The organism is Pseudaquabacterium inlustre, from assembly GCF_038066595.1.
Taxonomy (GTDB): domain Bacteria; phylum Pseudomonadota; class Gammaproteobacteria; order Burkholderiales; family Burkholderiaceae_C; genus Pseudaquabacterium; species Pseudaquabacterium inlustre.
On the sequence record NZ_JBBUTH010000009.1, the window covers coordinates 433,298 to 447,222 of the forward strand.

Genomic DNA, 13,925 nt, shown 5'->3' on the forward strand with positions numbered 1-13,925 from the left:
GGCGCTGCCGTTCAGGAGGTTTCAGCAGATGGAGCGTTCAAGCCGCCGCCGACGCCCGCCGCGCCTTCCACGCGCCGAACATCGCGATCAGGCCCGGGATGATGATCATGGCCCAGATGATCTTCGACAGGTGGGTCTGCACCCAGGGCACGTTGCCGAACAGGTAGCCCGCGGTCACCAGGCCCACCACCCACAGCAGCGCGCCGGTCACGTTGTAGAAGCTGAACTTGCCGCGGCTCATCTCGGCCACGCCGGCCACGAAGGGCACGAAGGTGCGCACGAACGGCATGAAGCGCGCCAGCACCAGGGTGATGCCGCCGTAGCGCTCGTAGAAGGCATGCGCCTGGTCGAAGGCGCGGCGGTTGAACCAGCGGCTGTCCTCCCACTGGAACACCTTGGGCCCGAAGAAGCGCCCGATGCTGTAGTTGGCCTGATCGCCCGCCACCGCCGCCACCAGCAGCAGCGCCATCACCAGCGGGTAGCTCATCATCCCGGCCCCGGCCAGCGCGCCCACGACGAACAGCAGCGAATCCCCCGGCAGGAAGGGCATCACCACCAGACCTGTCTCCACGAAGACGATCAGGAACAGCAGGGCATAGACCCAGCCGCCATAGGCATCGACGAATTCCTTCAGGTGGCGATCGACGTGCAGAACGAAGTCCACCAACAGCAACAGTGCATCCATGGCGGCGGATTATCACGGCGGGGCGTGACGGGATAATCCCGCCCGATGACCGCCACCGCCCCGCGCCGCCCGATCTGTGAACTGCCCGACGAGCTGATCAGCCAGATCGCCGCCGGCGAGGTCATCGAGCGCCCGGCCTCGGTGGTGCGTGAACTGGTCGACAACGCGCTGGATGCCGGCGCCACCCAGATCACCGTGCGCCTGCTGGCCGGCGGTGTGCGCAGCATCGTGGTGGAGGACGACGGCGCGGGCATCCCTGCGCCTGAGCTGCCGCTGGCGCTGCGCCGCCACGCCACCAGCAAGATCGGCAGCCTGCACGACCTGGAGTCGGTGCACACCATGGGCTTTCGCGGCGAGGCGCTGGCGGCCATCGCCTCGGTGGCCGAGATGGCGATCGCCAGCCGCACGGCCGATGCGCCGCATGCCTCGCGCCTGGACGCGCGCTCGGGCGAACTGGCCGCCGCGGCCCGCGCGGTGGGCACCAGTGTCGAGGTGCGCGAACTGTTCTTCGCCACGCCGGCGCGCCGCAAGTTCCTGAAGACCGATGCCACCGAGCTGGCCCACTGCCTGGAAGCCGTGCGGCGCCACGCCCTGGCCCGCCCCGATGTGGGCTTTGCCGTCTGGCACGAGGGCAAGCTGGTGGATCAGTGGCGCCGCGCCACCGGCGAGGGCGTCACGCCGCGGCAGGCGCTGGACCAGCGCATCGCCGACGTGCTGGGCGACGACTTCCTGACCCAGAGCCGCGCGCTGCCCGAGGCCGCGGCCCTGGGCCACACCGTGCGCATCCACGGCCGCGTGGGCCTGCCCGATGCGGCGCGTGCGCGGGCCGATCAGCAGTACGTCTATGTCAACGGCCGCTTCGTGCGCGACCGCCAGGTGGCGCACGGCGCCCGCACCGCCTACGAGGACGTGCTGCACGGCAGCCGCCAGCCCAGCTATGTGCTGATGATCGACATCGACCCGCTGCGCGTGGATGTGAACGTGCACCCGACCAAGATCGAGGTGCGCTTCCGTGACGGGCGCGAGGTGCACCAGGCCGTGCGCTACGCCGTGGAGGCAGCGCTGGCCGAATCGCGCGCCCCGGCGTTCACGGCTGGCGAGGCCGGTGAGACCGCCGCGCCCGGCACGCAGGCCGCCATCGCCTGGCCGGCCAATGACTTCAACGGCCGCGGCAACCCGCAGCGGCCCGCCACCCCGGTCGCCGAGCCCTGGCGCCCGGTGGGTGCGGGTGGCCAGGTGTCGCTGGGCCTGCAGGACCTGGCGCTGCTGTACGCGCAGGAGCCGACGCCGCGCTGGGCTGCACCGGCCGCCTCGCAGCCGGTCGCCACGCGGGCCGACACCGGCCTGGCGGCCACCCTGGCGCCCGGCCTGACGCCCCCCTCCGCGTCCGGCGTGGCGCTGACCGATCGACCCGGCACCAGCCTGGGCACGGCCATACCATCGCCCACCGCCGCTGGCCCCTCGGCCGCCTCGCCGTCGCGCACCGATGGCGACGCCGCCACCTGGCCGCTGGGCCGCGCGCTGGCCCAGCTGGCCGGCGCCTACATCCTGGCCGAGAACGCGCAAGGCCTGGTGGTCGTCGACATGCACGCCGCGCACGAACGCATCGTCTACGAGCGGCTGAAGGCGGCCATCGGTGGCGACACGCTGGCGGCCCAGCCGCTGTTGATCCCGGCCACCTTCGCCGCCACGCCCACCGAGGTGGCCGCGGCCGAGACCCATGCCGAGGCGCTGACCCAATTGGGCCTGACCATCGATCAGTTCGCCCCCGGCACGCTGGCCGTGCGCGAGCGCCCGGCCGCCCTGCCCGATGCCGACCCGGTGGCCCTGGCCCGCGCGGTGCTGGCCGAACTGGCCGAGCTGGGCCACGGCGACGCCAGCCGCCTGGTGCAGCGCGCGCGCGACGAGCTGCTGGCCACCATGGCCTGCCATGGCGCGGTGCGCGCCAACCGGGCGCTGACCCTGCCCGAGATGAACGCCCTGCTGCGCGACATGGAACGCACCGAGCGCGCCGACCAGTGCAACCACGGCCGCCCCACCTGGCGCCAGGTGACGCTGCGCGAGCTGGACAACCTGTTCCTGCGCGGCCGCTGACCCCCTTTCATTCCCACAAGAACAACACACACCATGAGCGACCAACCCGCCTCCGCCGACGGCATCCGCGTCTCCAAGCTGCTGGCCGAGCGTGGCCTGGCCTCGCGCCGCGAGGCCGACGAGTGGATCGACGCCGGCTGGGTGCGCGTGAACGGCCAGGTGGCCGTGCTGGGCCAACGCGTGCAGCCCGATGCGCAGATCGACATCGACCCGGCCGCGCGCCAGCAGCAGGCGCTGCGCGTCACGGTGCTGCTGCACAAGCCCATCGGCTATGTCTCGGGCCAGGCCGAGGATGGCTACCAGCCGGCCAGCGTGCTGGTCACCGGCGACAAGCGCTGGAAGGAAGACCGCGCCCCGATCCGCTGGCAGCCGCACCACCAGCGCCACCTGGCGCCGGCCGGCCGGCTGGACATCGACTCCACCGGCCTGCTGGTGCTGACCCAGGACGGCCGCATCGCCAAGGCGCTGATCGGCGACGACAGCCGCATCGAGAAGGAATACCTGGTGCGCGTGCGCCACCGCCACGCCGGCCCGCTGCCGCCCAAGCAACTGGCGCTGCTGCAGCACGGCCTGGAGCTCGATGGCCGCCAGCTCAAGCCCGCCAAGGTGAGCTGGGCGAACGAGGACCAGCTGCGCTTCGTGCTGCGCGAGGGCCGCAAGCGCCAGATCCGCCGCATGTGCGACCTGGTGGGCCTGGACGTGCTCGGCCTCAAGCGCGTGCGCATCGGCAGCGTGGTGCTGGGCAAGCTGCCGCCCGGCCAGTGGCGCTACCTCGGGCCCCATGAACGCTTCTGAGCCGGTGCGCGCCATCGGCCTGGCCGGCCCCACGGCCAGCGGCAAGAGCGCGCTGGCGCTGGCGGCCGCGGTGCGTTGGCCGCTGGAGATCGTCAGCGTCGATTCGGCCCTGGTCTACCGCGGCATGGACATCGGCACCGCCAAGCCGAGTGCGGCCGAGCGGGCCAGCGTGCCGCACCACCTGATCGATATCCGCGAGCCCACCGAGGCCTACTCGGCCGCGCAGTTCGTGGCCGATGCGCGGCGGCTGGTCGGCGAGATCAACGCGCGCGGCCGCCTGGCCCTGCTGGTGGGCGGCACCATGCTGTACTTCAAGGCGCTGATCGACGGCATCGACGCGATGCCGGCGGCCGACCCGGCCGTGCGCGCCGCCATCGACGAACGCGCTGCCGCGCACGGTTGGCCGGCCCTGCATGCCGAGTTGGCGCAGGTGGACCCGGTCACCGCCGCGCGGCTCAAGCCCAATGACGCCCAGCGCATCCAGCGTGCGCTGGAGGTCTGGCAGCTCAGCGGCGAGCCGATCTCGGCCTTCCATGGCCGCCAGGCCGTGCAGGGCATGGCGCTGCCGCTGCTGGCCTTGATGCCCCAGGACCGCGCCTGGCTGCACCGGCGCATCGCGCAGCGTTTCGACGCGATGCTGGCCGACGGCTTTCTGGACGAGGTGCGCCGCCTGCGCGCGCGCGGCGACCTGGACCCGGCGCTGCCGGCCATGCGCTGCGTGGGCTACCGCCAGGCCTGGACGGCGCTGGACGAGCACGGCGATGCGCTGCAGCCCGGTGGCCCCGGCTGGGACGTGCTGCGCGACACCGGCATCGCCGCCACGCGCCAGCTGGCCAAGCGCCAGATCACCTGGCTGCGCAGCATGCCGCACCGCGCCGTGGCCTGTGACGCGCCCGATGCGCTGGCGCGTGGCCTGGCCGCACTGGGCGAGATGGCGGCGCCGGCCTGAGCGCCGCACGGCCAGCAACGACACGCCATGCCCATCACCGCCCCGATGCACCTGCCCACGCTGCACGGCCCGCGTGTGCTGCTGCGGCCGATGACGCCGGCCGATGCACCGGCGCTGTTCGCGCTGCATGCCGATGCCCAGGTGATGCGCTACTGGAGCACGCCGCCCTGGACCGACCCGCAACAGGCCATCGAGCGGCTGCAGGCCGACGCGCATGCCCATGCGCTGGGCCTGCACCTGCGCCTGGCCATCGCGCGGCGCGAGGCACCCGGCGCCCTGCTGGGTGCTTGCACGCTGTTCGACCTGGATGCCGAGCAGGGCCGCGCCGAGATCGGCTACGCACTGCAGCCCGCCGCCTGGGGCCAGGGCCTGATGCACGAGGCGCTGACCCTGCTGATCAACCACGGGTTCGACGACTTCGGCCTGCGTCGCATCGAGGCCGACATCGACCCGCGCAACACGGCCTCCGGCCGCGTGCTGCAGGCGCTGGGTTTCCAGCGCGAAGGCCTGCTGCGCGAGCGCTGGCGCGTGGGCGGCGAACTGAGCGACTCGGCGCTGTACGGCCTGCTGCACCGCGACTGGACGAACCGCCATGACTGAACCCGTGCTGCAACTGCGGGGCCTGCGCAAGGCCTATGCCGACACGCCGGTGTTCGATGGCGTGTCGCTGGCGCTGGCGCCGGGCGAGTTCGTGGCCATGCTGGGCGAATCGGGCGTGGGCAAGAGCACGCTGCTGAACTGCATCGCCGGGCTCGACGAGGTGGACGCCGGCGACATCACACTCGCCGGCCACGCCGTGCGCACGCTGGCCGAACCCGAGCGCGCCCGCCTGCGGCGCGAGCACCTGGGCTTCGTGTTCCAGGCCTTCCACCTGCTGCCGCACCTGAGCGTGGCCGAGAACGTGGCCCTGCCGCTGCGCCTGCTGGGCCGCCACGGCGCGGTGGCCGATGCCGCCGTGCAGGCCCTGCTGGCCGCCGTGGGCCTGGGCGCGCTGGGTGGCCGCAGTCCGGCGCAGCTGTCGGGCGGTCAGCTGCAGCGCGTGGCGCTGGCGCGGGCGCTGGTGCACCAGCCGCGCCTGGTGCTGGCCGACGAGCCCACCGGCAACCTCGATCCGGCCACGGCCGAGAAGATGATCGACCTGCTGCAGGCCCAGGTGCGCGCCAGCGGCACGGCCTGCCTGCTGGTCACGCACTCGGCCAGCGCCGCGGCGCGCGCCGATCGCGTGGTGCGGCTCACCGCGCAGGGCATCGTGCCAGGCTGAGGCGCCGGCCCCGGCTTGCGCTGCGTCAAGCCGCCGCGCATTGGCGCAGCCGGCGGCCCCCGAAACCGGCCTCGGAAGGTGCGCAGCGGCGCATACTCGCCGACCCATGCCGACCACCCTCTACGATCACGACGGGCACCAGTGCCTGATGTTCGCCGACCTGTGCGACCGCGGCGGCGAGGCAGTGCAGGCCAACCAGTTCCTGGTCATCGACGGCGACACCGGCGCCATCATCGACCCCGGCGGCAACCTGGCCTACAACGACCTGTACCTGGGCATGACGCGGCACTTTGCGCCGCAGGCGCTGTCGGCCATCATCGCCTCGCACGCCGATCCGGACATCATCGCCTCGCTCGACCGCTGGACCACGGCCACGCAGGCGCCGATCTTCATCTCCACAGTGTGGGAGCGCTTCGTGCCCCACTTCTGCAAGCCGGGCAAAACGCAGGACCGCATCGTCGGCATCCCTGACCGCGGCATGCGCATCCGCATCGGCCGCAGCGATCTGGTGGCGCTGCCGGCGCACTTCCTGCACGCCGAGGGCAACTTCCAGTTCTGGGACCCGGTGTCCAAGATCCTGTTCTCGGGCGACCTGGGCGTGTCGATGCTGCCCGGCAAGCTGGCCGCCCAGCCGGTGACCAGCCTGGCCAAGGTGTTCCCCACCATGCAACGCTTCCACCAGCGCTACATGGTCAGCAACAAGGTGCTGCGGCTGTGGGCCGACATGGTGTCCACGCTGCCCATCCAGATGATGGTGCCGCAGCACGGCGCGCCGCTCGCCGGCCCGGCGGTGGGCGAGTTCATCGCCTGGGTGCGCGACCTGCCCTGCGGCATCGACCTGATGGGCCCGGCCGACTACCAGGTGCCCGCCTGACGCGGCGGGCCCGGCCTCGCCGGGCGCCGCGCCTGCCCCCTGGCGCCCAGGGGCCGCACGTCGGCCCGTAACATGGCCGCATGTGGCGCCACCTCCTGTCGCTGATCCGCGCCGAGTGGCGACACCATCCCTGGCAGCATGCCGTGGCCCTGCTGGCCGTGGCGCTGGGCGTGGCGTTGGCCAGCTCGGTGCAGCTGATCAACGCGTCGGCGCTGGCCGAGTTCGCCCAGGCCGTGCGCGCTGCCAACGGCCAGCCCGATGCGGTGCTGGCCGCACGCAGCCGCGACGGCTTCGACGACGCGCTGTATGCCCGCGTGGCCACCGACGAGGCCGTGGCCCTGGCCAGCCCGGTGCTGGAGATCGATGCCGCCGCCCGGCGCGAGGCCGGCACGCCGCCGGTCACGCTGAAGCTGGTGGGGCTGGACCCGCTGAAGGCCGTGACCATCGCCCCGGCACTGCTGCCCAGGCCCGGTGAAGCGGCCACCGGCGGCGTCGATGCCGAAGCCGCCGCCCGCGCACTGACCCCGGCGGCCGACGCGCTGTACCTCAACCCGGCCGCCGCCCAGGCCCTGGGCGTGGCACCCGGGGCCACGCTGTGGCTGGCCACGGCCCAGGGCTGGCAGCCGTTCCGCGTGGCCGGCCGGGTGTCGGCCGGCGGTGCGGCGCTGGCGGTGCTGGACATCGCCGCCGCGCAATCGCGTTTCGGTCGCGACGGCCGGCTCACCCGCATCGACGTGCAACTGGTCACCGGCATCACACCGCAGGCCTGGCAGCGCAGCGTGCAGGCCGCCGGCCCGCTGCCCGAAGGCGTGACCTGGGCCGCGGGCGACGACGCGGTGCAGCGCGTGTCCAACCTGTCGCGCGCCTACCGCGTGAACCTGGGCGTGCTGGCCCTGGTGGCGCTGCTGGTGGGTGGCTTCCTGGTCTATTCGGTGGTGTCGCTGTCGGTGGCGCAGCGCACGCCGCAGTTCGCGCTGCTGGGCGTGCTGGGGCTGGCCGCACGCGACCGGCGGGCCCTGGTGATGGCCGAGAGCGCCGCCATCGGCCTGGCCGGCAGCGCGCTGGGACTGGCCGGCGGCATCGGCCTGGCCGCAACGGCGCTGCGCCTGCTGGGCGGCGACCTGGGCGGCGGCTACTTCACCGGCGTCACGCCCACACTGGCCTGGCCCTGGCCGGAGCTGGTCGCCTGCTTCGCGCTGGGCACCGCGGCGGCGCTGGCCGGCGCCTGGTGGCCGGCGCGGCAGGCTGAAGCCCTGGCCCCGGCACTGGCGCTCAAGGGCCTGGGCACCGGCAGCCCCGCGCCGGCACGCGCCGCCCCGGCCCTGGTGCTGGTGGCCGCCGGCGGCCTGCTGGCGCTGGCCCCGCCGATCGGCGGCCTGCCGCTGGCCGCCTATGCCGCGGTGGCGGCACTGCTGGCCGGCGGCGTCAGCGCCGTGCCCTGGGTGGTGCAGCAGCTGCTGGCGCATCCGCCGCGGGCGCTGATCGGCCAGGGTGCCGTGCCGCTGCTGGCCTGGCGGCGCGCGCACTTCGCCCGCCAGACCGCCGGTGCCACGGTGGCCGGCGTGGTGGCCAGCCTGGCGCTGTCGGTGGCCATCACGGTGATGGTGGCCAGCTTCCGCGACGCCGTGACCGACTGGCTCGACAGCGTGCTGCCGGCCGACCTGTACCTGCGCGCCCAGGCCGGTGGCGAGCGCGCCGTGCTGCCGCCCGCCTTCGTGGCCGCGGCGGCCCGCCTGCCCGGCGTGCAGCGCGTGCAGGCCGGGCGCCAGGTGCCGCTGCTGATCTCGCCGCAGCAGCCGCCGGTGACGCTGGTGGCGCGCGACCTGGACGGCGACCCCGCGCGCGCCCTGCCGCTGGTGGGCGATGCGCGCCCCGCCGTGCCGGGCGAGACGGCGGTGTGGGTCAGCGAGCCCGCCGCCGCGCTGCACGGCTGGCAGGCGGGCGACCGCATCACGCTGCCGCTGGCCGCCGGCGCCGCCACGGTGCGGGTGCGCGGCGTGTGGCGCGACTATGCGCGGCAGTTCGGCGCCATCGCCATCGACACCGCCGACTACCGGCGGCTGAGCGGCGACACGGCGGTCAGCGACCTGGCGATCTGGCTCGCCCCGGGCGCCGCGCCGGCGGCGGTGCAGACCGCGCTGCAGGCGCGCGCCGGCCCCGACCTGCCGGTCGAGATGATCGGCACGCAGGAGCTGCGCCGCATCTCGCTGGCCATCTTCGACCGCAGCTTCGCCGTCACCGTGTACCTGCAGGCCGCGGCCATCGGCGTGGGCCTGGTGGGCGTGGCCGCCAGCCTGTCGGCCCAGGTGCTGGCCAGGCGCAAGGAATTCGGCCTGCTGGCCCACCTGGGCCTCACCCGCCGGCAGATGCTGGCCCTGGTGGCGGCCGAGACCGGCGCCTGGCTGCTGGCCGGCGTGGTGGTGGGCCTGGCGCTGGGCGTGGCCATGGCCGCGGTGCTGGTGCACGTGGTCAACCCGCAGAGCTTCCACTGGACCATGCCGCTGCACCTGCCCGCCCCGCGCCTGGCCGCGCTGGCCGCGGCGGTGCTGGCCGCCGGTGGCCTGACCGCGCTGCTGGCCGCTCGCCGCGCCGCCGGGCGCGACGCGGTGCTGGCCGTCAAGGAGGACTGGTAGATGCACCCGCCGCGCCGTCTGTGGCTGCACTGGGCCGGCCTGGGCCTGCTGGGCGCCGCCGGCCCTGCCCGTTCGGCGCCCGCCCAGCCAGGCCCTGACACGTCGAGCCACGCGGCCACCGCCGATGCGCCCGCCCCCGACGGCGACCGCATCCACCCCGCGCGCACGCTGCGCTTCCCGCGCGACCATGGCGCGCATGCCGGCGCCCGCACCGAGTGGTGGTATGCCACCGGCTGGCTGAACGGCGCCGATGGCGCGCCCAGCCACGGCTTCCAGCTGACGTTCTTCCGCAGCCGCCAGGGCGCGGCGGCCGTGACCAACGGCACCGCCGAGCCCGCAGCCAGCACACCGCCGCTGGCCGGCCGCTTCGCGCCGGCGCAGTGGCTGTTCGCGCATGCGGCCGTCACCGATCTGGCTGCCGGCCGCCACCGCCATGCCCAGCGCATCACGCGCTGGTCGGGCGACGAGCGCCTGCCCGAGGCCCATGCGCGGCGCGGCGACACCGCGCTGGCCATCGGCCCCTGGCGATTGCAGCGCAGCGACCGGCCCGGCACCGGCCTCGACGCGGCGGGCAGCCGCTACACCGCCCGCCTGGCCGCGCCCGAAGCCGGCTTCACGCTGGCGCTGCAGCTCGACAGCACGCAGCCGCGGCTGCTGCAGGGCCAGGCCGGCTTCTCGCGCAAGGGGCCGCAGCCGCGTCAGGCCAGCCACTACTACAGCCAGCCGCAGCTGGCCGTGCAGGCCGAGCTGACGCTGGACGGCCGCAGCCGCCGCCTGGGCGGCACCGGCTGGCTGGACCACGAATGGAGCGACGAGCTGCTGGCCCCGGGCGCCACCGGCTGGGACTGGATCGGCATCAACCTGGCCGATGGCGGCGCCCTCACCGCGTTCCAGCTGCGCGACGCGGCTGGCCAGGCGCTGTGGGCCGGTGGCAGCCACCGGCCGGCCGGCGGCGCGGTGCGCAGCTTCGCGCCCGACGCGCTGCGCTTCGAGCCGCTGCAGTGGTGGACCAGCCCGGCTTCGGGCGCGCGCTACCCGGTGCGCTGGCGCGTGCACACGCCCGCCGGCACGCACGAGCTGCGCGCCCTGCTCGACGCGCAGGAGCTCGACAGCCGCGGCAGCACCGGCGCGATCTACTGGGAGGGGCTGGCCGAGCTGCGCGACGGCAGCGGCCGCCGCGTGGGGCTGGGCTATCTGGAGATGACCGGGCGCAGCGCGCCGCTCAGGCTGGGCTGAGCGCGACGCTGGCGGGCGTCAGGCCGGACCGGCCGGCCGCTGGGCACCCAGCGCGCTGCCATTGGCCGCGCCGCGCTTGGGCGGGATGGGCGCCGCGCGCACGCAGTTGCGGCCGGCCGCCTTGGCCTCGCGCAGCGCATTTCCGGCCTCGGCGATCACGTCGTCCAGCGCACCGTGGTTGGCACCGATGCCGGCCACGCCCACGCTGACCGTGGCCTTCACGGTCTTGCCGTTCCAGGCCAGGCGCAGCGCCGAGGCGCGCTCGCGGATGCGCTCGGCCACGTCCAGCGCGCCGATCGGGTCGGTGTGCGGCAGGTAGACCACCAGCACGCCACCGCCAAAGCGCGCCAGCAGGTCGTACTGGCGCAGCGTGGCCGACACCTGGCGCGTCACCTCGACCAGCACCGCGTCGCCGCAGGCCTGGCCGTTCTCGTCGTTGATCGGGCGCAGGTGATCGATGTCGATCATCAGCAGCGCAGCGTCTTCGTTCAGGCGGCGCAGGCGCGACCATTCGCGGTCGGCGGCGGCCACGAAATGCTGTTGCGTGTAGGCACCGGTCAGCGCGTCGCGCACCGGGCGCTGTGCGGCAGGCCCCGGGGTGACGGTGGCGGTGGACAGCGCGATCACCTGCGCCGAGCCACCCTCGGCCGGCGCGGCGCTGCCGGCCGGCGCCGCTGCCGCTGCCGGTGGCTTGCGCTGCAGCCACTGGCGCGGCATGCGCGGCAGCTGCGGCACGCGGGCCCACAGCGCCAGCGGCACGGCCACCGCGGCCACCACCGCACCCACCACGGCGGACAGCACGGCCGGCGAGCTCAAACCGGCCTGCTGCAGGCTGTTGGACAGGCCATAGCCCAGCAGCGCCGAGCCGGCGACGGCGGCGACCACCACACCGGTCTGACGCAGCAGGCGTCCGGAATCGGCAGGGGCGGTCGGCATGGCGGCGCGGGGTTCAGCAGGCATGGTCTGGCACAGGATAGGGGCTGGCTGATTCGAGCACAAATCGCTGCCCGCTGCTCGGACATCTCCGGGGTGAAGCGTGCCCAATCGTGAGATTTGGCGACCGGGTGGATCCGGTCGTCCGGGGCCCTCTCGCCCCGGCGCGCTTGTGCGAGGTCAAGCCGCCCACCGGGTGGGCGCGCCACACTGGCATGGAAGAACACCAGGAGACCTGCGATGACTGAACTGCGCGTGATCGACTCGATCGAGGCCACGGTGGACGCCGTGCTGGACCGCATTCCCGGCGACATCGTGCTGGGCATTCCGCTGGCCATCGGCAAGCCCAATCCTTTCGTCAACGCGCTGTACCGGCGCATCAAGGCCAACCCCAGCCGGCGGCTGACCATCATCACCGCGCTGTCGCTGGAGCGCCCGGTGGGCAAGAGCGACCTGGAGCGCCACTTCCTCGAACCGCTGGTCGAGCGCGTGTTCGCCGACTACCCCGACCTGGCCTACGTGAAGGACCTGCGCGGCGCCGGCCTGCCGCCGAACATCGAGGTGCGCGAGTTCTTCATGAAGACCGGCGACTACCTCGGCAACGCCGAGGCGCAGCGCAACTTCATCTCCACCAACTACACCTTCGTCGCCCGCGACATGCTGGTGCAGGGCATGAACGTGCTGGCCCAGGCCGTGGCCGAGCAGCGTGACGGCGGCCAATGGCGGCTGTCGGTCTCCAGCAACCCCGACGTGGCCTTCGAGGTGGTGGAGAAGTACGCCGCCGCCGGCCTGCCGCTGCTGAAGGTGGGCGTGGTCAACCACAAGATGCCCTTCATGCCCAACGGCGCCGAGGTGGCGCCGGAGTTCTTCGACCTGGTGTGCACCGACGCGGCGGGCACGCACCAGCTGTTCGGCCCGCCCAACGGCCGCGTGAGCCATGCCGACTACGCCATCGGCCTGCATGCCAGCAGCCTGGTGGCCGACGGGGGCACGCTGCAGATCGGCATCGGCTCGCTGGGCGACGCCATCGCGCAGGCGCTGATCGTGCGTGACCGCCACGGCAGCGAGTACCGGCGCATCCTCGAGAGCCTGTGCCCCGATGGCCCGGCCGGCCGCGAGCTGGGCCGCTTCGACCGCGGGCTGTATGGCTGCTCGGAGATGTTCGTCAACGGCTTCCTGAAGCTGATCGAGGCCGGCATCATCCGCCGCGAGGTGTTTGCCGACACCACGCTGCAGCAGCTGATCAACAGCGGCGCCATCGCCGACGAGACCGTGACGCCGCAGACGCTGGCCGCGCTGCTGGAGGCCGGCCGCATCCACAGCCCGCTGCGCCAGGTGGATGTCGACTTCCTCATCCGCTTCGGCATCTTCAAGCCCGGCGTCACGCTGGATGGCGACTACCTCCGTCTCGACGGCGTGCCGCTGCCCAATGACCTGCGCGGCGCCTCGCAGTTCGACGCGGTGTGCAAGATCCTGCTGGGCACGCGCCTGGCGGGCGGCATCACGATGACCGGCGGCTTCTTCCTCGGGCCGAACGATTTCTACGAGCGTCTGCGCACCATGCCCGCCCACGAGCTGGCCAAGGTGGACATGACGCGCATCGACTTCATCAACCAGCTCTACGGCCGCACGCCGGGCGACAGCGAGCTGAAGCGGGCGCAGCGCGTGAAGGCGCGCTTCATGAACACCACGATGATGGTCACGCTGCTGGGCGCGGCAGCCTCCGACGGGCTGGAAAGCGGCCAGGTGGTCTCGGGCGTGGGCGGGCAGTACAACTTCGTGGCCATGGCCCATGCGCTGCCCGATGCGCGCTCGATCCTGATGCTGCGCGCCACCCATGCGCACAAGGACGGCGTCAAGAGCAGCATCCTGTGGAACTACGGCCACACCACCATCCCGCGCCACCTGCGCGACATCGTGGTCACCGAGTACGGCGTGGCCGATCTGCGCGGGCAGTCCGATGCCGAGGTGGTCAAGCGCCTGATCGCCATCGCCGATTCACGCTTCCAGCCCGGCCTGATCAGCGAGGCCAAGGCGCACGGCAAGCTGGACGCCGACTACGAACTGCCGGCGCGCTACCGCGAGAACCTGCCCGAGGCGCTGGAGGCCCGGCTGCATCCCTGGGCCGAGGCCAAGCTGCTGCCGGCCTTCCCGTTCGGCACCGACCTCACCGCCGACGAGCTGCGCATGGTCGGCGCGCTGAAGAAGATGCAGCACGCCGCCCAACATCCGGTGGAGCTGGTGACGCTGGCGGTCAAGAGCCTGATCGAGGGCAAGGAGGCGCCGCAGGCCTACCTGGAGCGCCTGGGGCTGGCGGATGCGCACAGCTTCCGCGACATGTTCATCCGCAAGCTGTTCGCCGGCAACCTGTGATCGCACAGCGGTCGCGCGGTCACGGGCCAGCGATCGGTCGGGCATCGGTTACAAATAATCGCTAAATCTGATAGATCTGCGGCCGATATGCC

General features: G+C 73.4%; 11 protein-coding genes. 9 read left to right on the forward strand and 2 right to left on the reverse strand.

Translation table 11 applies throughout. From position 1 onward, the window contains the following. Positions 1-37: 37 nt before the first annotated feature. Complete coding sequence (locus tag AACH10_RS19375) at positions 38-685, reverse strand: DedA family protein (protein ID WP_341412132.1); 648 nt, start codon at positions 683-685, stop codon at positions 38-40. Between the two features lie 45 nt (positions 686-730). Here AACH10_RS19375 and mutL point away from each other — a divergent pair, with 45 nt between their 5' ends. From mutL to AACH10_RS19415, 8 genes are all read left to right on the forward strand, one after another. Beyond that, entirely contained in the window at positions 731-2,779 is a 2,049-nt protein-coding gene (gene mutL / locus AACH10_RS19380) for a DNA mismatch repair endonuclease MutL (protein ID WP_341412133.1), read from the forward strand. Between the two features lie 33 nt (positions 2,780-2,812). Next, positions 2,813-3,574, forward strand: coding sequence for a pseudouridine synthase (locus AACH10_RS19385; RefSeq protein WP_341412134.1), 762 nt, complete (start codon positions 2,813-2,815; stop codon positions 3,572-3,574). Next, complete coding sequence (gene miaA / locus AACH10_RS19390; protein WP_341412135.1) at positions 3,561-4,523, forward strand: tRNA (adenosine(37)-N6)-dimethylallyltransferase MiaA; 963 nt, start codon at positions 3,561-3,563, stop codon at positions 4,521-4,523. Before AACH10_RS19385 ends, miaA begins: the two co-directional genes overlap by 14 nt. A gap of 27 nt (positions 4,524-4,550) precedes the next feature. Then, entirely contained in the window at positions 4,551-5,123 is a 573-nt protein-coding gene (locus AACH10_RS19395) for a GNAT family N-acetyltransferase (protein WP_341412136.1), read from the forward strand. Continuing rightward, positions 5,116-5,784, forward strand: coding sequence for an ABC transporter ATP-binding protein (locus AACH10_RS19400; RefSeq protein ID WP_341412137.1), 669 nt, complete (start codon positions 5,116-5,118; stop codon positions 5,782-5,784). The genes AACH10_RS19395 and AACH10_RS19400 overlap by 8 nt, the downstream gene beginning before the upstream one ends. A 106-nt stretch (positions 5,785-5,890) precedes the next feature. After that, positions 5,891-6,658, forward strand: a complete 768-nt coding sequence (locus AACH10_RS19405; protein WP_341412138.1) for an oxygen-binding di-iron domain-containing protein — start codon at positions 5,891-5,893, stop codon at positions 6,656-6,658. A gap of 80 nt (positions 6,659-6,738) precedes the next feature. Further along, complete coding sequence (locus AACH10_RS19410; RefSeq protein WP_341412139.1) at positions 6,739-9,291, forward strand: FtsX-like permease family protein; 2,553 nt, start codon at positions 6,739-6,741, stop codon at positions 9,289-9,291. Beyond that, the gene (locus AACH10_RS19415; protein WP_341412140.1) at positions 9,292-10,527 is read left to right on the forward strand and encodes a lipocalin-like domain-containing protein; all 1,236 of its coding nucleotides are present in this window, start codon (positions 9,292-9,294) and stop codon (positions 10,525-10,527) included. An 18-nt stretch (positions 10,528-10,545) separates the two neighbouring features. Here the strand turns inward: AACH10_RS19415 and AACH10_RS19420 are convergent, their stop codons facing one another. Continuing rightward, the gene (locus AACH10_RS19420; protein ID WP_341412141.1) at positions 10,546-11,463 is read right to left on the reverse strand and encodes a GGDEF domain-containing protein; all 918 of its coding nucleotides are present in this window, start codon (positions 11,461-11,463) and stop codon (positions 10,546-10,548) included. Positions 11,464-11,700: 237 nt separating this feature from the next. Between AACH10_RS19420 and AACH10_RS19425 the strand changes: the two genes are divergently transcribed. Continuing rightward, the gene (locus AACH10_RS19425) at positions 11,701-13,833 is read left to right on the forward strand and encodes an acetyl-CoA hydrolase/transferase C-terminal domain-containing protein (protein WP_341412142.1); all 2,133 of its coding nucleotides are present in this window, start codon (positions 11,701-11,703) and stop codon (positions 13,831-13,833) included. The last annotated feature ends 92 nt before the right edge of the window (positions 13,834-13,925 follow it).